This window comes from Kitasatospora phosalacinea (assembly GCF_030268885.1).
Lineage (GTDB): Bacteria > Actinomycetota > Actinomycetes > Streptomycetales > Streptomycetaceae > Kitasatospora > Kitasatospora phosalacinea_C.
Window position 1 is genome coordinate 176,633 of record NZ_BSSA01000008.1, and the last position, 21,134, is coordinate 197,766.

The window sequence follows — 21,134 nt, forward strand, 5'->3', positions numbered from 1 at the left end:
CGACGGGGGAGCAGACATGACCGACCATCAGGAAGTCCCGCTCGACTGGATGTCCGGCGGCCAGGGCGCGCCGCCGTCCGCCGAGCTCCGCCCGGAGGTCCCGCACCCGGCCCGGATGTACGACTACTACCTGGGCGGCAAGGACAACTTCCCCGCCGACCGGGCCGCCGCCGAGCAGGTCCTGTCGCTCAGCCCGCTGGTGCGGATCAGCGCCCAGGCCAACCGGGCCTTCCTGCAGCGGGCCGTGCGCACCCTGGCCGAGCTGGGCGTGCGGCAGTTCCTGGACATCGGCACCGGCATACCCTCGGCCGGGAACACCCACGAGATCGCCCAGGCCGTCGACCCCGCCGCGAAGGTCGCCTACCTGGACAACGACCCGATCGTGCTGGTCCACGGCCGGGCCCTGCTGGCCGGCTCCCGCCCCGGCACCGTCAGCGTCCTGCAGGCCGACCTGCGCGAGCCCAAGGCGATCCTCGCCGACCCGGCCGTCCGCGAGCTGCTCGACCTCGAACAGCCGGTCGCCCTGCAGCTGTTCGCGATCCTGCACTTCATCGACGACGCCGACGACCCGTACGCGATCGTCCGCACCCTGGTCGACGCCCTGCCCTCCGGCAGCTACCTCGCCCTCTCGCACGCCACCGGCGACTTCGCCCCGCCGGAGGACGCGGCCAAGGGCCCCGCCGTCTACAGGTCCGCGACCGCCCAGCTCAGCATGCGCACCCGCGCCCAGGTGCTGCGCTTCTTCGACGGCCTCGACCTGCTCGACCCCGGCCTGGTCACCGCCCCGCTGTGGCGCCCCGACCAGGCCCCGCAGGACACCGACCACGAGGTCGCGATCTGGGCCGGCGTCGCCCGCAAGCCCTGACCCGGCGCCCCGCGGCGGCGGCGCCGGTGGGAGCATGACGGGAGCCCCGCCCCGACGGACAGGACACCCGCCATGACCACCGCACCGCCGCCCCTGGTCGACGCCGACTGGCTGGCCGCCCGGCTCGGCCGCCCCGGGCTCGTCGTCCTGGACGCGGGCGTCGGCGCGCACCGGCACCCGGACGTCCGCATCCCCGGCGCCCGGGAGTTCGACCTCGACGGCGCCCTCTCCGACCCCGCCTCCCCGCTGCCGCACACCGCGCCCGCCCCCGCCGACCTCCAGCGCGAACTGCGCGCCCTCGGCCTCGACGACGACTCCACCGCCGTCCTGTACGACGGCGCGGGCGTGTACTCCGCCCCGCGCGCCTGGTGGATGCTGCGCGCCGCCGGTTTCGACCGGGCCGCCGTCCTGGACGGCGGCCTGCCCGCCTGGCGCGCCGCCGGGCACCCGGTCAGCACCGGACGACCCGCCGCCGCCCGGACCGGGAACCTGACCGTCCGGCCCCGCCCCGGCCTGCTCCTCGACCGGGACGCCGTGGCCGCCGCCCTCACCGACCCCGGCACCGCCGTCCTGGACGCCCGCGCCCACGACCGCTTCACCGGCGCCGCCCCCGAACCCCGCCCCCACCTGCGCCGCGGCCACCTGCCGGGCTCCACCAGCCTCCCCTTCACCGAACTCCTCACCCCCGACGGCCGCTACCTCCCCCTCCCCGAACTCCGCGCCCGCCTCGCCGCCGCCACCGCGGGCCGCCCGCGCCTCGTCGCCTCCTGCGGCTCCGGCGTCACCGCCTGCGTCCTCGCCCTCGCCGCCCACCTCACCGGCCACCCCTCCCCCGCCGTCTACGACGGCTCCTGGTCGGACTGGGGCCGCCCGGAGACCGGCCTCCCGGTCGCCACCGGCGCCTGAGCCCTCAGTCGGGGCCGGGCCGGACGGCGGACGCGGGCGCCCGGACGGGCCCGGCGCGGGCGGGGCGGCCGGGCCACCACATGCGGTGGTCGAGGTCCGCGGTGAGGGCGGTGACCAGCACCGAGCGCACCACCAGGGTGTCCAGCAGGACGCCGAGCGCGACCGCGAAGCCGATCTCGGCGAACCCCACCGCCGGGAGGGTGCCGAGGACGGCGAAGGTCGCGGCCAGGATCAGCCCGGCGGAGGTGATCACGCCGCCGGTCGCGGCCAGGCCCGCCACCGCGCCCCGCCGGGTGCCGAGGCGGGCGGACTCCTCCCGCACCCGGGTCATCAGGAAGATGTTGTAGTCGATGCCGAGCGCCACCAGGAACACGAACACGAACAGCGGGAACGCCTGGTCCTGGCCCTCGAAGTGGAAGACGTGCGCGAAGAAGAACGCGCTGATGCCGAGCGCCGCCGCGTACGACAGCACCACGGTCGCGATCAGCACCAGCGGCGCGACCACCGCCCGCAGCAGGGCCGCCAGGATCACCAGCACCACCGCCAGCACCAGCGGGATGACCACCTTGTTGTCGTGCGCGGCCGCCCGCCCGGCGTCCAGCACCACCGCGGTGGAGCCGCCGACCTTCGCGTCCGCGTCCGGCACCGCGTGCACGGCCTCCCGGACGCGGTCGACGGTGGCCTTCGCCGCCGCGGAGTCCGGCGGGTCGGCGAGCACCGCCGGGAAGTACGCCTCGCCCGCGGCCGTCACCGGCGGGCCGATCCCGGCGATGCCGGGCGTGCCCGCGGCCGCCTGCCGGACGGCGTCCAGCGGGGCGGCGTTGCTGACCACCGACAGCGGGGCGCCCGTCCCGCCGGGGAAGTGCGCGACCAGCACCTGCTGGCCGGTGACGGAGTCGGGCCTGTCGGTGAACGTCCCGGCGGCGCTCAGCCCGTTCGCGTTCAGCGACGCCAACCCGGCCGTGCAGGCCGCCAGCGCCAGCGCGGTGCCCACCCACACCCTGCGCGGCCGCCCGGCGATCCAGCCGCCGATCCGCGCCCACCGACCGGTCGCGGTCGGCTCCGGCGTGCCGTACTCCGGCCGCACCGGCCAGAACACCCAGCGCCCGCACGCCACCAGCAGCGCGGGCAGCAGCGTCAGCATCGCCACCAGCGCCACCGCCACGCCGATCGCGCAGACCGGGCCCAGGCCGCTGGTGGAGTTCATCTCGGCGACCGTCAGGCACAGCATCGACGCGATCACCGTCGCCGAACTCGCCAGCACCGCCGGACCGGCCCGGTGCAGCGCCGCCGCCATCGCCGCGTGCCGGTCCCGGTGACGGCGCAGCTCCTCCCGGTAGCGGGCGGTCAGCAGCAGCGCGTAGTCGGTGCCCGCACCGAGCACCAGCACGATCAGGATGCCCGCGCTCTGCGCGTTGACGGTGAGTCCGGCGTGCGCCGCGAACAGGTACACCACGCCCTCGGCGACCGTCAGCGCCGCGCCCGCGGACAGCAGCGGCAGCAGCCACAGCACCGGGCTGCGGTAGGTCAGCAGCAGCAGGACGACCACCACGGTGACGGTGGCGTACAGCAGCGTGCCGTCGATGCCCTGGAACGCCTTCGACTGGTCGGCGCCGATCCCGGCCGGGCCGGTGACGTGCGTGACCAGCCCGGGCTGCGCGCCGGAGGCAGCGGTGGCGCGCAGGCTGTCGACGGCCGGGGCGAGGTTGGTCCAGCCGCTGTCGCCGGTGGTCACCGGCACCACGGTCTGCAGCGCCTTCCCGTCGGCGGACGCGGTCGGCCCGACCACCGGCGGCAGGACGTGCGCGACGGTGGCGAACCGCTCGGCGTCGCGCACGGCCTTCGCGTGGTCCTCGACGGTGATGCCGCCGTCGCGCTGGTACACCACCACGGCGTCGGCGGTCTGCACCGGCTGGAACCGCAGCTGGGCGTCCAGCACCCGGGTGGACTCGGCGTTCGCGGGCAGCCAGCTGGACGCCTGGTTGTCCTCCACCCCGTTCAGCTTCGCCGCGAGCGGTGCCGCCACCAGCAGCAGCACCAGCCACAGTCCGAGCACCAGCCACTTGCCGCGCCGCCCGCACGGCAGCGCGGCCGCTCTCCGCCCCGGACTCATCGCAGCACCTCCGGCCACCGACGGGGCGGAGCCCGTGCGGCACCGCGCACCCGCCCTCCCAGCATCGCGCCCCGGCCGGAGCCGCGCACCCGGCGACACGGTGGTCGGCGTTTGCACCCGGGCCCCGTACGGGGACGAACAGACCGAGACACGAACCACCGCGCCGTGGTAGTCAGGACTCCGTCGACCATCACGGGGGGAATCTTTTGACCGCGCCGACCTCACCCGACGGAACGCCGCCGTACCCGAGCGCGCCGCCCGCAGCCGCGGCGCCGGCCCCGCCCCGCCGGATCGACCTGCAGGGCTGGAGCGCCGTGGTGACCGCCCTGGTGGGCGTGGCCACGCTGGGGGCCGGGTTCGCGGGGGGCTACCTTACCCAGTCACAGGGCTCCCCGGGCGGCCGGCCGCAGCCGACCGTGACCGTCACCGTCCCCGGCCCGACCGTCACGGCCACCGTGCCGGCGGCCGCCGGGGCGGCCGCCGCGCCGACCCTCAACACCCTGCCCAGCCAGCCCCCGAGCAGCCCGAAGGCGAGCACCGCCCGGGTGCTGCTGGCCTCGCCGGACTCCGGGCGCGGCGGGTCGCGGACGGTGGTCACCGGGCAGGGGTTCCCGCCCGACACAGTGGTCCGGATCTCCTTCGTGATCAAGGCCCTGGGCGGCGGGGAGTACGCGCACCGGGACTTGCGGGACACCAAGACAGATGCCGCCGGCGCCTTCTCGGTCGAGGTGTCCGTCCCGTCCGACCTGGACCACTACACGGAGCAGAACGCCTACCTGCGCGCCCAGGTCGGCACGGAGGGCACGCCCACCGAGACGGTGTTCGACCTGCTGCCCTGACCGGCGCTCAGCCCCGGCGCCGCTCCAACTGCTGCCACAACTCGTCGACGCGGGCCGTGAGTTGCGCCAGGTCCCCGCTGTTGTCGAGGACCAGGTCGGCGACCGCCAGGCGGTCCTCGCGGCTCGCCTGGGCGGCCATCCGGGAGCGCGCCTCGTCCTCGGACATGCCGCGCAACTCGACCAGGCGGCGCAGGCGTTCGGCGTCCGGGACGTCGATCACCACGACGAGGTCGTACAGCGGGGCGAGGCCGTTCTCGGCCAGCAGCGGGACGTCGTGCACCACGATCGCGTCCGGCCCGGCCGCGAACTCCAGCTCGGCGGAGCGGGCCCGCACCAGCGGGTGGACGACGGCGTTCAGCTTCGCCAGCCGGGCCCGGTCCGCGAAGACCACCCGGCCGAGCGCGGGGCGGTCCAGCGAGCCGTCCGGGAGCAGCACGTCCGGCCCGAACTCGGCGGCCACCGCGGCCAGTCCGGGCGTCCCGGGGGCGACCACCTCGCGGGCGATCACGTCCGAGTCGACGATCACCGCGCCGTGCGCGGCCAGTTGGCGGGAGACCTCGCTCTTGCCCGCGCCGATCCCGCCGGTCAGTCCGATCCTCAGCATGCCGCCAGGTTACCGGCCCGTACCCGGCGCGCCGCAGGGGGCAGCGCGCCGGTTCCCGTTTCCCGGCGCCCGCGGCCCGGGGCGGGGACGGGGCCTCAGGCCAGGTCGAGGGACTCCCCGGCGGCCAGCGTGCGGTACTGCACGCCGCCGGTGCCGGGGCCCTGCGGGCCGAGCAGCCGCCCGTGGATCGCCTGCCCGGCCTCGCTGAGCGTCGCCTCGTGGATCGCCACCGCCTGCCGCGGCCGGGCGTCGCGCAGGTAGTCGACCAGTTCGCCCGCCCGCAGCCAGGGCGCGCCCAGCGGCAGCAGCAGGGTGTCGACGGTGTCCGGCGGGACGGTCAGCGCGTCGCCCGGGTGGAAGACCCGGCCGCCGAGCAGGAAGCCGACGTTCGGGATGCGCGGGACGTCGGGGTGGATCTCGGCGTGCCACTCGCCGTGCACCGTCACCGGCAGCCCGTCCAGGTCGAACGCGTCGCCCTCGCCGACCACCGTCACCTTCGCGCCGATGCCGTCCAGCTGCCGGGCCACCGAGGAGTTGGTGTACACCCGCAGGCCCGGATTGGCCTCGACCGCCGCCCGGACCTGCGCCTCGGTGAAGTGGTCGGCGTGCTCGTGGGTGATCAGCAGGGCGCTCACGCCCGCCACCACCTCCGGTCCGCTGAACATCCCGGGGTCGATCAGCACCGCCCCCTCCGCGTGCTCGATCCGGACGCAGGCGTGGCCGTACTTCGTCAGTCGCATGCGGCCCAGCGTACGACCGGGCCGCGGCTAGGGGGCGCCCACCAGGCCGCGCGGCTTGACGTGCGGCTTCACCAGGCGCGGCGCGGGCAGCACCACCGGGCGCAGCGGGGGCAGTTCGACGTGCTCGTCCAGGCCGATGACCCGGTGCAGGCGGCGCAGCGGGGCGGGCGCCCACCAGTTGAGGCGGCCGAACAGCGTCATGGTGGCGGGCACCAGCAGGGTGCGGACCAGGGTGGCGTCCACCGCGACGGCGACGGCCAGCGCGATGCCCATCTGCTTGACCATGAGCATCTGCCCGGCGGCGAACCCGGCGAACACGATCACCATCAGCAACCCCGCCGAGGTGATGATCCGACCGCTGCGCTGCAGGCCCAGCTCCACCGACCTGGCGCAGTCGTACCCCTGGTCGTGCAGCTCCTTGATCCGCGACAGCAGGAACACCTCGTAGTCCATCGACAGCCCGAACGCGAAGGCGAACACCAGCACCGGGATCACCGTCTCCAGGCCGCCGGTCGGCGTGAACCCCAGCAGCGAGCTGAAGTAGCCGTGCTGGAACACCAGGGTCAGCGCGCCCAGCGACGCCCCCAGCGACAGCACGTTCATCAGCAGCGCCTTGACCGGCAGCACCACCGACCCGGTCATCATGAACAGCAGCACCAGCGTCCCGGCCGCGACCAGGCCCAGCGCCCACGGCCCGTGCGAGCCGATCTCGTGCTGGAAGTCCACCAGCGAGGCCGCGTCGCCCGTCACGTGGGTGTCCAGCCCGCCGCGCTCCGCGCGCAGCTCGCCGACCACCCGCTTGGCCTCCGCGCCCTGCGGGTCGCCCTTCACCAGCACGTCCACGGTCTGCACGCCGTCCGAGACCGGCGTCACCGCCCGGACGCCGGAGACGCCCGGCAGCTCCGCGACCACCTGGTCCGCGTACTGCTGCGCCTGCTGCCGCGACCCCTCGACGACCACCTGCACCGCCGCCGGGGCCTGGTCCGGGAAGCGCGCCTCCACCGTCTCGGCGACCTGCCGGGACGCGAAGCTCTTCGGCAGCACGTCCGCCCCCGAGTTGCGGAAGTGCGAGCCCAGGAACGGCGCGCCCGCCGCCAGCAGCAGTGCCACGCAGGCCAGCATCACCGGGACCGCCCGGCGCTGCACCCGGCGCACCGTCCGGGAGAAGAAGCCCTCGTCCGGGACGGGCGCGGTCGGTGCCTTGACCTTCGCCCCCATGAAGCCCAGCAGCGCCGGCACCAGCGTCAGCGCCGCCGCCACCGCGATCACCACCACGCTCACGCCCGCCACCGCGACCGCCCGGAACACCGGACTGGTGAACACGAACAGCCCGCTCAGCGCGACCGCGACCGTCAGCCCCGAGAACGTCACCGTCCGGCCCGCGGTCGCCGCCGTCCGCTCCACCGCCTGCGCGATGTCGGCGCCGTGGCCGCGCTCCTCGCGGAAACGGTTCACCATCAGGAGCGCGTAGTCGATCGACAGGCCCAGGCCCAGCACGGTCGCGATCGGCAGCACGGACGTGTCGATGTCCATCAGCCTGCTGAACCCGAACATCGCCAGCAGCGCCCCGCCCACCGAGGCGATCGCCCCGATGCCCGGCAGCCCCGCCGCGGCCAGCCCGCCGAACACCAGCACCATCACGACCAGCGTCAACGGCAGCGTGACGATCTCACCGAACCGGGTGTCCTTGGCGGTCTGGTCCTTGACCTCCTGCTGCAGCACCAGGTCGCCGCCGACCACGGTGTGCGCCCCGTCCGCGTCGATCTCCCCCAGCCGGTCGGTGACCGCCGCCAACTGCTTCGCCGTCGACCCGTCCGCCATCCGCACGCTCACCAGCGACGCCTTGCCGTCGCTCGCGGTCAACTGCCCGCCCGTCGAGTAGGTGTCCGCCACCGAGACCACGCCCGGCAGCTTCGCCACCTCCGCGCTCGCCCGCTGGACGGCCGCCCGCACGCCGTCGCCGCTCGTCGACGGCCCGTCCACGACCGCCGTCACGGTCCCCTGCACCGGGTCCGCCGCCTGCACGACGGCGGTGCCCGCCGCCGACTCCGACCCCCCGCTGCCGGTGGCCGCCACCGAGCCCTCGAACACCCGCCCGCCGATCACCACCCCCACCGCGAGCACCAGCGCCCAGAACGCCAACACCCAACGACGGTGCCGGAAACACACTCGCCCCAGAGCGGCCAACCGGCCGGGAACCTGGGAAACCTGGACCTCTGCTGCGGTGGAGCGGGAGCTGCGCATGCGGGGAGCCTTTCGGACAAGTCCCCTCAATGTATGCGCGAGTGCGCTTTCGTCCTATAGGCGGACGATGAGCCTCATCTCACAATTCCCTTCACATAAACGCCACTTAAGCACCACGCCTCCCCCACCCGGCCGTGCGTGCACGCCCCGCGAAAGTGCACGGGGAGAGGGAGGGCGCTGCGCGCGGCAGCGGGACGGGAGGAGGGGACGGGCTGCGCCCGGCGGGCACCACGCAGAGGAGGCGCCGCCGCGCGACCGAGGACGGCCGACGGGCCCGCGACCGCACACAGCACCCGCGCCGCGGAGCCGGCGCACGCCCCGCCCGGCGGCACGCGCGCGGGCGGGCGGGCGAGCGGGCGGGGCAGCGCAAAACAGCGACCCCCCGCCCAGGGAAACCCTGGAGCGGGGGGTCGCTGTTCAGTCGGCTAGGCAGCCGCCGAAGCGCAGCGCTTCAGCTTCAGCTCTGGCCGCCGGCCAGCTTCTCGCGGAGCGCGGCCAGGGCCTCGTCCGAGGCGAGCGCGCCGGAGCCCTCGTCGCTGCTGGAGGAGTACGAGCCGCCACCGGAGACCGGGGCCTCCTCGCCGGCCTCAGCGGCGGCAGCCGCGTCGGCCTCGCGGGACTTGATGACCTGGGCCTGGTGCTGCTCGAAGCGGGCCTGGGCCTCGGCGTACTGCCGCTCCCACTCCTCGCGCTGCTTCTCGAAGCCGGGCAGCCAGTCGTTCGCCTCGGGGTCGAAGCCCTCCGGGTAGATGTAGTTGCCCTGGTCGTCGTAGGACGCGGCCATGCCGTACAGGGTCGGGTCGAACTCGACCGACGCCGGGTCGGCACCGAGGGACTCGTTGGCCTGCTTCAGCGAGAGGCTGATGCGGCGGCGCTCGAGGTCGATGTCGATGACCTTGACGAAGATCTCGTCGCCGACCTGGACGACCTGCTCCGGGATCTCGACGTGGCGCTCGGCCAGCTCGGAGATGTGGACCAGGCCCTCGATGCCCTCGTCCACGCGGACGAACGCACCGAACGGAACCAGCTTGGTGACCTTACCCGGGACGACCTGCGAGATCTGGTGGGTCCGGGCGAACTGCTGCCACGGGTCCTCCTGGGTCGCCTTCAGCGACAGGGAGACGCGCTCGCGGTCCATGTCCACGTCGAGGACCTCGACGGTGACCTCCTGGCCGACCTCGACGACCTCGTTCGGGTGGTCGATGTGCTTCCAGGACAGCTCGGAGACGTGCACCAGACCGTCGACGCCGCCGAGGTCGACGAACGCACCGAAGTTGACGATCGAGGAGACGACGCCGGAGCGCACCTGGCCCTTCTGCAGGGTGGTGAGGAAGGTCTGGCGGACCTCGCTCTGGGTCTGCTCCAGCCAGGCGCGGCGGGACAGGACCACGTTGTTGCGGTTCTTGTCCAGCTCGATGATCTTCGCCTCGAGCTCCTTGCCCACGTAGGGCTGGAGGTCGCGGACGCGGCGCATCTCGACCAGCGAGGCCGGGAGGAAGCCGCGGAGGCCGATGTCGAGGATGAGACCACCCTTGACGACCTCGATGACGGTACCGGTGACGATGCCGTCCTCTTCCTTGATCTTCTCGATCGTGCCCCAGGCGCGCTCGTACTGCGCACGCTTCTTGGACAGGATGAGGCGACCCTCCTTGTCCTCCTTCTGGAGAACCAGGGCCTCGATGTTGTCGCCGACGGAGACAACCTCGTGGGGGTCGACGTCGTGCTTGATCGAGAGCTCGCGGGACGGGATGACACCCTCGGTCTTGTAACCGATGTCGAGGAGCACCTCGTCACGGTCGACCTTCACGATGACGCCCTCAACGATGTCGCCGTCGTTGAAGTACTTGATGGTCTCGTCGATCGCCGCGAGGAACGCGTCCGCGTCGCCGATGTCGTTGACCGCAACCTGCGGGGTGGTGCTGACAGAGGTGTCGGTGGGGCTCGTCATTAGGAAAAGGGCTCCGGTACGGACATGAAGTCGTAGTAATGCCACGCGGAGGGCCCTGATCGCTCCCACCGAAAGCCGTACAGGCCAGAAAACGGCCCACCGGAAGGACTCCCGCTCACGACAGGGTCCCGGTGTCCGTCTGACGACCGTGGGGTCTTCGACAGATGCGAGCGCGACCTGCTCCGTCCGAGGCGCGCAGGCCCGCAGCGCAACTTGTAGCATACGGGGACACCCAGGCACGGTCAACGTCGAAGCCGACGAGACCGGTAGAGGCCGGGACGGATCAGGCCATATCCTCCGAAAGCGCACCTCGCGGTGGCTGGAACACCGGCCCTACCCCGGATGCCACGGCCCGACCCGGTTCCCGTACAGGACCGGCTCCGCAGCAGCAGCGCTTCCGCAAGCCCATAGCCTACTTGACGTCCCGCCCCGGCTCGCGCCGGGGGCGGGACCCGCCCCCGGCCCAGAGCGGCCCTCCCGACGCACCAGGTGACGAACTCCATGACCCACTCCACCCCCGCACCCGACGACTACGACCCCGCCGGGTACGACGTCCCCTCCGCACCCCGGCCGGTGGACGAGGAGGAGGACGGCGACGAGGCGCTGCGGCGGGAGGCCGGGGAGCAGGAGTCGAGCCGGGCCAGCCGGCACTGGTGGGACCGCAACGCCGACGACTACCAGGACGAGCACGGCGAGTTCCTCGGCGACGACCGGTTCACCTGGTGCCCGGAGGGCGTGGACGAGGCCGAGGCCCGGCTGCTCGGCGACCCGGCCGGGCTGAAGGGCGCGGACGTGCTGGAGATCGGCTCCGGTGCCGCGCAGTGCTCGCGCTGGCTGGCCGCGCAGGGCGCCCGCCCGGTCGCGCTGGACATCTCCTACCGGCAGTTGCAGCACTCCCGCCGGATCGACCTGGGCCGCGGCCTGGAGCCCGTCGCCGTGGTGCAGGCGGACGCGGCGGTGCTGCCGTTCGCCGACGGCTCCTTCGACCACGCCTGCTCGGCGTACGGCGCGGTGCCGTTCAGCGCGGACACCGGGCGGCTGATGCGCGAGGTGCACCGGGTGCTGCGGCCCGGCGGGCGCTGGGTGTTCTCGGTGACCCACCCGATCCGCTGGGCGTTCCCGGACGAGCCCGGGGTGGAGGGCCTGACCGCCACCTCCTCGTACTTCGACCGCACCCCGTACGTCGAGCAGGACGAACAGGGCGTCGCCACCTACGTCGAGCACCACCGCACCATCGGCGACCGGGTGCGGGAGCTGGTCGCGGCCGGGTTCGCGCTGGTCGACCTGGTCGAGCCGGAATGGCCGGAGGAGCTGGAGCAGGAGTGGGGCGGCTGGAGCCCGCTGCGCGGGCAGCACATCCCCGGCACCGCGATCTTCGTCGCCGTCCGGAACGGCTGAGCGCGGTGCGACCCGGGGGGACCGATCTGCCCGTCGCCGCGGTGCTCCCCGAGCTGGCCGCGGCCCTGGACGGGAACGGCGCCGCGGTGCTCTCCGCGCCGCCCGGCACCGGCAAGACCACCCTGGTGCCGCTCGCCCTGGCCGGGCTGCTCGGCGGCCCGCCCCGGCGGGTGCTGGTCGCCGAACCGCGCCGGCTCGCGGTGCGGGCGGCGGCCCGGCGGATGGCCTGGCTGCTGGACGAACCGGTCGGCCGCCGCGTCGGGTTCACCGTCCGCGGCGAACGGCGGGTCGGCCCCGGCACCCTGGTCGAGGTGGTCACCACCGGCGTTCTGCTGCAGCGCCTGCAGCGCGACCCCGAACTGCCGGGCGTGGACGCGGTGGTGCTCGACGAGTGCCACGAACGCCACCTGGACGCCGACACCGCGCTCGCCTTCCTGCTGGACGTCCGGGCCGCGCTCCGCCCCGAACTGCGCCTGCTGCTGGCCTCCGCGACCGCCGACACCGACGCCTGGGCCGAACTGCTGGACGGCGCGCCCGTGGTGGCCGCCGAGGGCGTCTCGCACCCGGTGGAGACCGTCTGGTCCCCGCCGCCCGCCGCCGTCCGGCCCCCGCACGGCACCCGGGTCGACCCGGCGCTGCTCGCGCACGTCGCGGCGACGGTCCGCCGGGCGCTGGCCGAACGCGACGGCGACGTGCTCTGCTTCCTGCCGGGCGTCGGCGAGATCGCCCGGGTGGCCGGGCAGGTGACCGGCGTGGACGTCCTGCCACTGCACGGGCAGGCGCCGCAGGCCGTGCAGGACGCGGCCCTGACCGCCGGGGAGCGGCGGCGGGTGGTGCTGGCCACCTCGGTCGCCGAGTCCTCGCTGACGGTGCCGGGCGTCCGGGTCGTGGTCGACTCCGGGCTGACCAGGGAACCGCGCACCGACCACGCCCGCGGGCTGTCCGGGCTGGTCACCGTCCGCACCTCGCTGGCCGCCGCCCGGCAGCGCGCCGGACGCGCCGGACGCGAGGCCCCCGGCACCGTCTACCGCTGCTGGGCCGAGGCCGAGGACGCCCGCGCCGCCCGCTTCCCCACCCCCGAGATCGCCCTCGCCGACCTCACCTCCTTCGCCCTCCAGACCGCCTGCTGGGGCGACCCCGACGCCACCGGACTCACCCTCCCCGACCCGCCGCCCGCCGGGGCGATGGCCGCCGCCCGCGAGGTCCTGCGCGCCCTCGCCGCCGTCGGCCCCGACGGCCGCCCCACCGACCGCGGCCGCGCCATCGCCCGCACCGGCCTGCACCCCCGCCTCGCCCGCGCCCTGCTCGACGGCGCCCCCGCGGTCGGCCCGCGGCGCGCCGCCGAACTCGTCGCCCTGCTCTCCGAGGAACCCCCGCGCGCCCTCGGCGACGACCTCGCCGAGATCCACCGCACCGTCCGCCGCTCCCCCACCGACCCGTACGCCCGCCGCTGGAAGGACGAGACCCGCCGCCTGGAACGCGCACTGGCGGACCCGGCCCCGGAGCCGACGGGCGGGGCGGACGGCGACGGCACGGCCGGGCCGTCGGACGCCGTCGCGGCCGGGCTGGTGGTCGGGCTGGCGTACCCGGAGCGGGTGGCGCGGGCCCGGGAGGGCGGGGAGGGGGCGTACCTGATGGCCTCCGGGACGGCCGCGCAGCTGCCGCCCGGCTCGCGGCTGCCGTCCGGCGGCTGGCTGGCCGTCGCGGTCGCCGACCGGCCCGCCGGGGCGCCGTCCGCGCGGGTGCTGCGGGCGGTGGCGGTGGACGAGGCGACGGCCCGGCGGGCGGCCGCGCCGCTGCTGACGGCCCGCGAGGAGGTGCACTGGTCGGTGCGGCAGCGGGAGGTGGCCGCCCGGCGGGTGGAGGCGCTGGGGGCGATCGAGCTGACGGCCGTGCCGCTGGCGGCGCCCGATCCGGCGCTGCTGCGGGCCGCGCTGCTGGAGGGCCTGGAACGCGAGGGCGTCTCCGCGCTGCTGAGCTGGCCACCGGCCGCGAGCGGGCTGCGCGAGCGGCTCGCCTTCCTGCACCGGGCGCTCGGCGAGCCGTGGCCGGACGTCGCGGACGCCGCGCTGCTGGCCGCCGCCGAGCAGTGGCTGGAGCCCGAGCTCTCCCGGGCCCGGCGCCGCGCCGACCTGGAGCGGATCGACACCGCCGCCGCCCTGCAGCGCCTGCTGCCCTGGGCGGGCGGCCAGGCCGGGCGGCTGGACGAGCTCGCGCCGGAGCGGATCACCGTGCCCAGCGGCAGCCGGGTCCGGATCGACTACGCGTCCGACCCCGACCGCCCCGTCCTGGCCGTCAAGCTGCAGGAACTGTTCGGCTGGGACGCGGCCCCGGCCCTCGCCGGGGGCAAGGTCCCGCTCACCGTCCACCTGCTCTCCCCCGCGGGGCGCCCGGCCGCCGTCACCGGCGACCTCGCCGCGTTCTGGCGCACCGGCTACCCGGCCGTCCGCGCCGACCTCCGCGGCCGCTACCCCCGCCACCCCTGGCCCGAGGACCCCACCACGGCGGAACCCACCCGCCGCGCCAACCCGCGCAGGTGACGCCGCGTCAGGGGGTCGGCCGGGGGGACGAGGCGTACGGGATGCCGGGGTTGGCCGGGTTGGGCAGCGGGGACGGGCTGAGGATCGGCCCGCACGCCATCAGCTGACCCGCGGCGTTGTAGTGGCAGTCCGGGTTCCGGGACGGCGGGGTGTCGTCGCAGTTGCAGTGCGTGCCGGGGACGACCTCGGTGATCGGCGTCCTCGACGCCTTCGGCCTCCCGGCCGTCGGCTTCGACGTCGCACCGGGCGCCCGGGTCGTCCGGACGGCGCTCGGCGAGGGCGAGGGCGAGGGCGACGACGACGGGGACGGCGCGGGCGGGGGCGTCGTGGTGTCGCTCGGCCCGGCACCGGGCGTGGCGCTCGCCACCGGGGCCGCCGAGGCCGCCTGCGGCGCCGGGTCGGGGTGCGGCCCGGCGCCGGGCACTGCCGCCCACACCGCTCCACCGACCGCCGCGGCGGCCACCGCCGCCACGATCCCGGCCCGACGGCCCCTGCCCCACGTCCTCACGGTCCCACCCCACGCCCGTCACTCGTCCTCGGTGCACGGAGCATAGTGGTCGCCGACGGGGCGGGGACCGTCAGGCCCAGTCCTCCGCCAGGGCCGCCATGTCGATGTCGTCGATCCACTCGTCCGCGTGGCGCAGCACCTGGCGGCGCACCCCCTCGACCTTGAACCCGGCCTTCTCGTAGGCGCGTCGGGCGCGGTCGTTGAAGGCGTAGACGGAGAGCGAGACGCGGTTGAGGCCGAGGGCGCGGAGGGCGTGGTCGGTGAGGAGGCGGACGGCCTCGGTGCCGAGGCCGCGGTCGCGGCCGTCGGGGCCGAGGGCGATGCGGAGGTTGCAGGCGCGGTTGGGTTCGTCCCACTCGTTGAGGACGACCTCGCCGACGCCGCGGCCGGTGGCGCGGTCGACGACGATCAGGTCGAGGCGGTCGGGCTGGTCGTTGCGGGTGGTGTACCAGTCGACGACCCGGCGCTCCATCGCCTCGTCCCACTCGGGCGGTTCGGGGGTGTAGACCTGCGAGGTGTAGCGGAGCACGTCCGGGTCGTTGAGCATGACGCGGAGCATCGGGAGGTCCTCCTCCGGCCGGACGGGCCGCAGGAGGGCCTTCTCGCCCACCAGGGTGGGTTTCTCCGCGAAGGTGGTGAAGGGGCGCATCCGGCCAGTCTCGGAGGACCGGCCGGACGCCCGCAAACCATTTGAGCCCCCGACGGGGGTCAGTGCGCCGCGGCCTCCCAGTTCGCCCCGGCGCCGACCGAGACGTCGAGCGGGGCGCGCAGCGGGTACGCACCGGCCATCTGCTCGCGGACGAGGGCCTCGACCTGCTCGCGCTCGCCGGGGGCGACCTCCAGGACGATCTCGTCGTGCACCTGGAGCAGCATCCGGGTGCCGAGGCCGGCGGCGCGCAGCGCCTCGTCGACCCGGAGCATGGCGATCTTGACGATGTCGGCGGCGGAGCCCTGGATCGGGGCGTTGAGGGCCATCCGCTCGGCCATCTCGCGGCGCTGCCGGTTGTCGCTGCTGAGGTCGGGCAGGTAGCGGCGGCGGCCGAGCAGCGTCTCGGTGTAGCCGACGGCGCGGGCCTCCTCGACCACGTCGTGCAGGTAGTCGCGGACGCCGCCGAAGCGCTCGAAGTAGGTGTCCATCAGGCCCTGGGCCTCGGCGGGCTTGATGCCGAGCTGCTGGGAGAGGCCGTACGCGGAGAGGCCGTAGGCGAGGCCGTAGGACATGGCCTTGATCTTGCGGCGCATCTCGGCGTCGACGGCGCCGGGGGCGACGGCGAAGACCTGGGAGGCGACGGTGGTGTGCAGGTCCTCGCCGCTGGTGAAGGCTTCGATCAGGGCCTCGTCCTCGGAGAGGTGGGCCATGATGCGCAGTTCGATCTGCGAGTAGTCGGCGGTGAGCAGCGTCTCGTAGCCCTCGCCGACCACGAAGGCGCGACGGATGGCGCGGCCCTCCTCGGTGCGGACCGGGATGTTCTGCAGGTTCGGGTCCTGGGAGGAGAGCCGGCCGGTGGCGGCGACCATCTGGTTGAAGGTGGTGTGGATCCGGCCCTGCGGGGAGACGGTCTTGAGCAGGCCCTCGACGGTGGTGCGGAGCTTGGCCTGGTCGCGGTGGCGGAGCAGGATGACCGGCAGCTCGTTGGTGGTCTGGGTGGCGAGCCAGGTGAGCGCGTCGGCGTCGGTGGTCCAGCCGGTCTTGATCTTCTTGGTCTTCGGCAGGCCGAGGTCGCCGAACAGGACCTCCTGGAGCTGCTTGGGCGAGCCGAGGTTGAACTCGCGGCCGGCCGCGGCGTGCGCCTCCTCGACGCAGCGCTGGATCTCGGCGGCGAACTGGGCCTCCAGGCCCTGCAGCCAGGCGCGGTCGGCGGCGATGCCGTGGCGCTCCATCCGGGCGAGGAGTTCGGCGATCGGCAGTTCCATGTCGTGGAACAGCTCGACCGCGCCGACCTCGGCGAGCCGGCCGTCGAACAGGGCGGCGAGGTCGTGGACGGCGCGGGCCTCGGTCATCAGGGCCTGGGCGCCGGCCGTCGGGTCGGGCTCGTCGGAGTCGAAGCTGAGCTGGCCGGTCTCGGCCTGGGCGGCGGGGGCCAGCGAGCGGCCGAGGTACTCCTCGGCGAGGACGTCGAGGGTGAAGGCGCGGCGGCCGGGCTTCTCCAGGTAGGCGGCGAGCGCGGTGTCGGCGGTGACGCCGGCGAACTGCCAGCCCTGCTCGGCGAAGGCCCGCATGACCTGCTTGGCGATGTGCAGGGCCTTGGGGCGCTTGGGGTCGGCGAGCCAGGCGGTGAAGGCGCGGTCGTCCTCCTCGGCGAGCGCGGCGGGGTCGAACCAGGCGGCGGCGGTGCCGGTGGCGAGGGCGATCTGGTCGACCTTGCCGCTGCCCAGCGCCCAGGTGTAGTCGGCGGCGAGCGCGGTGCGGGCGTCCTCGCCGGTGTGCTGCTCCAGCCAGGCGGCGAGCGCGCCGGGGCCGGTGAGCAGGTCGCCGTCGACGGCGGGCCCGGCCGGGACCTCCACGGCGGTGGCGCCCTCGGCCCCGGCCGGGTCGATCCCGGCGATCCGGTCGCGGAAGTTGGGGTTGCGGAACTCCAGCGCCTCCATCAGCCGGGCGACCTCGTCCTTGTCGAACGGGGCGCGCTCCAACTGTGCTACGCCGAGCGGGAGTTCGACGTCCCTCACCAGCTCGGTGAGGAAGCGGTTGCGCTTGACGGAGTCGAGGTGCTCGCGGAGCTTCTCGCCGACCTTGCCCTTGACCTCGTCGGCCCGCTCGACCAGTTCGGCGAAGGAGCCGAACTGGTTGACCCACTTCGCGGCGGTCTTCTCGCCGACGCCGGGGATGCCGGGCAGGTTGTCGGACGGGTCGCCGCGCAGGGCGGCGAGGTCCGGGTACTGGTCGGGGCGGACGCCGTACTTCTCGACGACCTTCTCCGGGGTGTAGCGCGTCAACTCGGAGACGCCCTTGGTGGGGTACAGCACGGTGACGTGCTCGTTGACGAGCTGGAGCGAGTCCCGGTCGCCGGTGACGATCAGCACCTCGAAGCCCTCGGCCGCGGCGGCGGTGGCCAGGGTGGCGATGACGTCGTCGGCCTCGAAGCCCTCGGCGGTGATCCGGGGCACCCGCATGGCGTCGAGCAGTTCGCCGATCAGCGGGACCTGGCTGCGGAACTCGTCCGGCGTGGCGGAGCGGTTGGCCTTGTACTCGGGGAACTCGGCGGACCGGAAGGTCTGCCGGGAGAGGTCGAAGGCGACCGCGAGGTGGGTGGGCCGCTCGTCCCGCACCGTATTGGCCAGCATGGAGGCGAAGCCGTAGACGGCGTTGGTGTGCTGGCCGGTGGCGGTGGAGAAGTTCTCCACCGGCAGGGCGAAGAAGGCCCGGTAGGCCATCGAATGCCCGTCCAGCAGCATCAGTCGGGGCCGCTCGGCCGCACTCTTACCCGCACCCTGTGTCGCCACGTCACGTCCCGTCCTGCCGGTTGCACTGCCTCCCCGATCCTAGGGCGTGGGACGGACATCTCCGGCGCGGCGCGGAGCGCCTCCCTACTGGCGGGTAGACAGTCGTACGATCGACGCGCAACGAAGCGAACCCGGAAGCAGGGAGCACCATGACCGACGCGGCGCCCGTACTGAAAGTGCCCCAGGACGTGCTGGAGCACTTCGCCAAGCTGGGGGTGAGCCCGGAGACCTTCTCCGGCGGCCACCTGGGCGAGAAGCTGGGCATCACCATCGTCGAGGCGTCCCCGGACCGGGTGGTCGGCACGATGCCGGTGGAGGGCAACCAGCAGCCGTACGGGCTGCTGCACGGCGGGGCGTCGGCGGCGCTGGCCGAGACGCTGGGCTCGGTCGGGGCGATGCTGCACGCCGGGCCCGGCCGCTACGCGGTCGGCGTGGACCTGAACGCGACGCACCACCGCTCGGCGACCTCCGGGCTGGTGACGGGCGTGGCGACGGCGGTGTTCAAGGGGCGCACCGCGGCGACGTACGAGATCGCGGTGACGGACGACACCGGACGCCGGATCACCTCCTGCCGGCTGACCTGCATGCTGCGCGACCTGTAGGCCGCCGCCGACCGCCCGGGAGCCGCCGCCGACCGCCGACGGCTCCCGGGCGGCGCGCCGCCCCCGCCGGTTTGGCGGCGGCGGGCCAGGGGCAACCTCGGCTGGACGAGGGGGCTACCGCCATGGCCGGAGAGCGCGCACCGCGGAGCGGCCCAGGGGGGTTCCTCGGCCCGGTCGAGCCGGGCGAGGGCACCTGGGCCCCGCTCGTGCTGCGCCCCGCGCCGCCCCCGGAGCGGCCGCCCCGGCTGCTGAGCAGGCGTCAGAAGTACCTGCTGGCAAGTTTCTTGCTGTTGCTCGTGCTGGCGCTGACCGTCCTGCGCGCCGCGAACTACCCTGAGCAGGCGGCGAACTCGCCTCCGCCGCAGGCGGTCCCCTTTCCCTCGCAGGCCGCCCGGTTCACCTACGTCGGCCCGGTCCCGGGCGGCCCGGAGACCTTCGCGCTGGAGCTGGCGGTGCACAACACCGGCCCCGGCCCGCTGGACGTGCTGGAGGTGCGGCAGGGCTACCGGGGGCTGACCGTCCTGGTGCCGGGCTGGCTGCCGCGGACGGTGCCGCCCGGCGGGACGGTGTCGCTGCGGGTGGACCTGCGGGTGACGGACTGCTCGGGGGCGCCCGCGGACGCGACCTTCCCTTTCCTGGATGTAACGCTGCGTAACACGCGCGCAATGGAGACGGTGAGCCAGATCCTGGGCGACTCCTACGCCCGCGACCTCTCCGCAGCGTTGCACTCGGCCTGCGACCACACCGATAACCGGACACCCGCGACCAGCACCGAGACACCGGACAAACCTGTCCGATAATCGGAGATCCCGTTCGTGACCAGCGAGTTGGCGAGTGCAAGCATCCGCAACTCGGGACGGCCGCCGGAATTTCAAGCTCCACCTGGGTTTTTCGACCATGATGTGAGATCAACTTCCGCAATGGTCATAACAAGAGAATCACAGCCTCTCCCGCCCCACTGCCCGAGTCGGCACCGTCGGTCTAGAGTCACGCCCAGTCACCGCGCCGTCCGGTTTTCGGGCTGGGCCGTCGCGATCCGGCACCGCCAGCCCTGTGCGCGTGTCCTCCAGAACCAGAAGGAGACCCTCGTCGTGCGAAAGAGCTCACTCCTTGTCGTGACCATTGCAGTGACCGCGGCGCTGACGCTGTCCGCCTGCGGTTCGCGCGGCGGCAAGTCCGACTCCGGCGCGGACAACGCGGGTGCCAACAACGGCAACGGCGGCAGCACCAAGGTCGTGATCGGCATCGACGCCCCGATCAGCGGCAGCCTGTCGGCCCTGGGCCTCGGCATCCGGAACTCGGTGGAGCTCGCGACCAAGCAGGCCAACGCCAAGAACTACGTCCCGGGCGTGACCTTCTCCATCGAGGCCAAGGACGACCAGGCCAACCCGACCACCGGCAAGCAGAACGCCACCGCCCTGGTCGACAGCAAGGGCGTCGTCGGCGTGGTCGGCCCGCTCAACTCCAGCGTCTCGCTGACCATGCAGAAGGTCTTCGACGACGCCAAGCTGGCCCAGGTCTCCCCCGCCAACACCAGCCCCGACCTGTCGCTGGGCCCGGACTGGGGCAGCGGCAAGTTCACCCGCCAGTACCAGTCGTACTTCCGCACCGCCACCACCGACGTGGTGCAGGGCAAGTTCGCCGCCCAGTACCTGTACAACGACGCCAAGAAGACCAAGGTCTACGTCATCGACGACAAGAAGACCTACGGCGCGGGCCTGGCCGCCATCTTCGCGGACGAGTTCAAGCGGCTCGGCGGCACCGTGGTCGGCACCGACCACATCAACCCGGGCGACAAGGACTTCTCCGCGATCGCCACCAAGGTGGCCGGCGCGGGCGCCGACTCGGTCTACTACGGCGGCGAGTACCCGGACGCCGGCCCGCTCAGCGACCAGCTGAAGAAGGGCGGCGCGAAGGTTCCGCTGTTCGGCGGCGACGGCATCTACGACCCGGAGTTCGTCAAGCTCGCCAACGGCAACGGCGAGGGCGACCTGGCCACCTCGGTCGGCGTCCCGGTCGAGGAGCTGGACAGCGCCAAGGAGTTCGTCGCCAACTACGCCGCGGCCGGCTACAAGGACCCGTACGCGGCCTACGGCGGCTACTCGTACGACGCCGCCTGGTCGATCATCGAGGCGGTCAAGGCCGCGGTCGAGCACAACGGCGGCAAGGTCCCGTCCGACCTGCGCACCAAGGTGCTGACGGAGCTCGGCAAGGTGAAGTTCACCGGCGTCACCGGCCCGGTCGCCTTCGACGAGTACGGCGACACCACCAACAAGCAGCTCACCGTCTACAGCGTCCAGTCCGGCGCCTGGAAGAAGGTCAAGAGCGGTACGTACAGCGGCTGACCGCACCGCACCTCCCCCGCTCAGACACCCGTGAGGCGGAG

Annotated in this window: 16 protein-coding genes; 9 read left to right on the forward strand and 7 right to left on the reverse strand. The window is 74.1% G+C overall.

All coding sequences use genetic code 11. The features are described 5' to 3' along the window. Positions 1-16: 16 nt before the first annotated feature. Both QSK52_RS14605 and QSK52_RS14610 read left to right on the forward strand, forming a co-directional pair. Positions 17-865: an SAM-dependent methyltransferase gene (locus QSK52_RS14605; RefSeq protein ID WP_285736444.1), complete on the forward strand. Its 849-nt coding sequence runs from the start codon at positions 17-19 to the stop codon at positions 863-865. Positions 866-937: 72 nt separating this feature from the next. Next, a complete protein-coding gene (locus QSK52_RS14610) occupies positions 938-1,771 on the forward strand; it encodes a sulfurtransferase (protein ID WP_285736445.1) in 834 nt (277 codons plus the stop codon). Positions 1,772-1,775: 4 nt separating this feature from the next. Here QSK52_RS14610 and QSK52_RS14615 read toward each other — a convergent pair whose 3' ends face one another. Continuing rightward, entirely contained in the window at positions 1,776-3,884 is a 2,109-nt protein-coding gene (locus QSK52_RS14615; protein ID WP_285736446.1) for an MMPL family transporter, read from the reverse strand. 206 nt (positions 3,885-4,090) lie between these two features. Here QSK52_RS14615 and QSK52_RS14620 point away from each other — a divergent pair, with 206 nt between their 5' ends. Beyond that, entirely contained in the window at positions 4,091-4,723 is a 633-nt protein-coding gene (locus QSK52_RS14620; RefSeq protein WP_285736447.1) for a hypothetical protein, read from the forward strand. Between the two features lie 7 nt (positions 4,724-4,730). On the opposite strand, the gene coaE is transcribed toward QSK52_RS14620, so the two are convergent. From coaE to rpsA, 4 genes are all read right to left on the reverse strand, one after another. Next, positions 4,731-5,327 (reverse strand): dephospho-CoA kinase, encoded by a 597-nt coding sequence (coaE, locus tag QSK52_RS14625; protein ID WP_285736448.1) that lies wholly within the window; start codon positions 5,325-5,327, stop codon positions 4,731-4,733. 95 nt (positions 5,328-5,422) lie between these two features. Continuing rightward, complete coding sequence (locus QSK52_RS14630; protein WP_285736449.1) at positions 5,423-6,067, reverse strand: MBL fold metallo-hydrolase; 645 nt, start codon at positions 6,065-6,067, stop codon at positions 5,423-5,425. 27 nt (positions 6,068-6,094) lie between these two features. After that, on the reverse strand, positions 6,095-8,212 hold the full coding sequence (locus QSK52_RS14635) for an MMPL family transporter (protein WP_285736450.1): 2,118 nt from the start codon (positions 8,210-8,212) through the stop codon (positions 6,095-6,097). A gap of 556 nt (positions 8,213-8,768) precedes the next feature. Continuing rightward, a complete protein-coding gene (gene rpsA / locus QSK52_RS14640; RefSeq protein ID WP_285736451.1) occupies positions 8,769-10,259 on the reverse strand; it encodes a 30S ribosomal protein S1 in 1,491 nt (496 codons plus the stop codon). Between the two features lie 501 nt (positions 10,260-10,760). On the opposite strand from rpsA, the gene QSK52_RS14645 reads away from it, so the two are divergent. From QSK52_RS14645 to QSK52_RS14655, 3 genes are all read left to right on the forward strand, one after another. Next, positions 10,761-11,657, forward strand: a complete 897-nt coding sequence (locus QSK52_RS14645) for a class I SAM-dependent methyltransferase (protein WP_285736452.1) — start codon at positions 10,761-10,763, stop codon at positions 11,655-11,657. A 5-nt stretch (positions 11,658-11,662) separates the two neighbouring features. After that, entirely contained in the window at positions 11,663-14,197 is a 2,535-nt protein-coding gene (gene hrpB / locus QSK52_RS14650) for an ATP-dependent helicase HrpB (protein WP_285736453.1), read from the forward strand. Between the two features lie 149 nt (positions 14,198-14,346). Beyond that, entirely contained in the window at positions 14,347-14,751 is a 405-nt protein-coding gene (locus QSK52_RS14655) for a hypothetical protein (RefSeq protein WP_285736454.1), read from the forward strand. A 24-nt stretch (positions 14,752-14,775) separates the two neighbouring features. On the opposite strand, the gene QSK52_RS14660 is transcribed toward QSK52_RS14655, so the two are convergent. Both QSK52_RS14660 and polA read right to left on the reverse strand, forming a co-directional pair. Continuing rightward, positions 14,776-15,354, reverse strand: a complete 579-nt coding sequence (locus tag QSK52_RS14660) for a GNAT family N-acetyltransferase (RefSeq protein ID WP_285736455.1) — start codon at positions 15,352-15,354, stop codon at positions 14,776-14,778. A 59-nt stretch (positions 15,355-15,413) separates the two neighbouring features. Further along, on the reverse strand, positions 15,414-18,098 hold the full coding sequence (gene polA, locus QSK52_RS14665) for a DNA polymerase I (protein ID WP_435053252.1): 2,685 nt from the start codon (positions 18,096-18,098) through the stop codon (positions 15,414-15,416). A 197-nt stretch (positions 18,099-18,295) separates the two neighbouring features. On the opposite strand from polA, the gene QSK52_RS14670 reads away from it, so the two are divergent. The 3 genes from QSK52_RS14670 (at position 18,296) to QSK52_RS14680 (ending at position 21,093) form a co-directional block, all read left to right on the forward strand. Further along, positions 18,296-18,748, forward strand: a complete 453-nt coding sequence (locus QSK52_RS14670; protein ID WP_285736457.1) for a PaaI family thioesterase — start codon at positions 18,296-18,298, stop codon at positions 18,746-18,748. Positions 18,749-18,870: 122 nt separating this feature from the next. Continuing rightward, entirely contained in the window at positions 18,871-19,548 is a 678-nt protein-coding gene (locus tag QSK52_RS14675) for a Tat pathway signal sequence domain protein (RefSeq protein WP_285736458.1), read from the forward strand. A 291-nt stretch (positions 19,549-19,839) separates the two neighbouring features. Further along, complete coding sequence (locus tag QSK52_RS14680) at positions 19,840-21,093, forward strand: branched-chain amino acid ABC transporter substrate-binding protein (protein WP_285736459.1); 1,254 nt, start codon at positions 19,840-19,842, stop codon at positions 21,091-21,093. Positions 21,094-21,134 lie beyond the last annotated feature (41 nt).

Excerpts from the sequence above, each read along its gene's own strand:
- QSK52_RS14645 (WP_285736452.1), top strand. The coding sequence starts at position 10,761 with ATGACCCACTCCACCCCCGCACCCGACGACTACGACCCCGCCGGGTAC.
- QSK52_RS14615 (WP_285736446.1), bottom strand. The coding sequence starts at position 3,884 with ATGAGTCCGGGGCGGAGAGCGGCCGCGCTGCCGTGCGGGCGGCGCGGC.
- polA (WP_435053252.1), bottom strand. The coding sequence starts at position 18,098 with ATGCTGCTGGACGGGCATTCGATGGCCTACCGGGCCTTCTTCGCCCTG.
- rpsA (WP_285736451.1), bottom strand. The coding sequence starts at position 10,259 with ATGACGAGCCCCACCGACACCTCTGTCAGCACCACCCCGCAGGTTGCG.
- QSK52_RS14610 (WP_285736445.1), top strand. The coding sequence starts at position 938 with ATGACCACCGCACCGCCGCCCCTGGTCGACGCCGACTGGCTGGCCGCC.
- coaE (WP_285736448.1), bottom strand. The coding sequence starts at position 5,327 with ATGCTGAGGATCGGACTGACCGGCGGGATCGGCGCGGGCAAGAGCGAG.
- QSK52_RS14630 (WP_285736449.1), bottom strand. The coding sequence starts at position 6,067 with ATGCGACTGACGAAGTACGGCCACGCCTGCGTCCGGATCGAGCACGCG.
- QSK52_RS14675 (WP_285736458.1), top strand. The coding sequence starts at position 18,871 with ATGGCCGGAGAGCGCGCACCGCGGAGCGGCCCAGGGGGGTTCCTCGGC.
- QSK52_RS14605 (WP_285736444.1), top strand. The coding sequence starts at position 17 with ATGACCGACCATCAGGAAGTCCCGCTCGACTGGATGTCCGGCGGCCAG.
- QSK52_RS14670 (WP_285736457.1), top strand. The coding sequence starts at position 18,296 with ATGACCGACGCGGCGCCCGTACTGAAAGTGCCCCAGGACGTGCTGGAG.
- QSK52_RS14660 (WP_285736455.1), bottom strand. The coding sequence starts at position 15,354 with ATGCGCCCCTTCACCACCTTCGCGGAGAAACCCACCCTGGTGGGCGAG.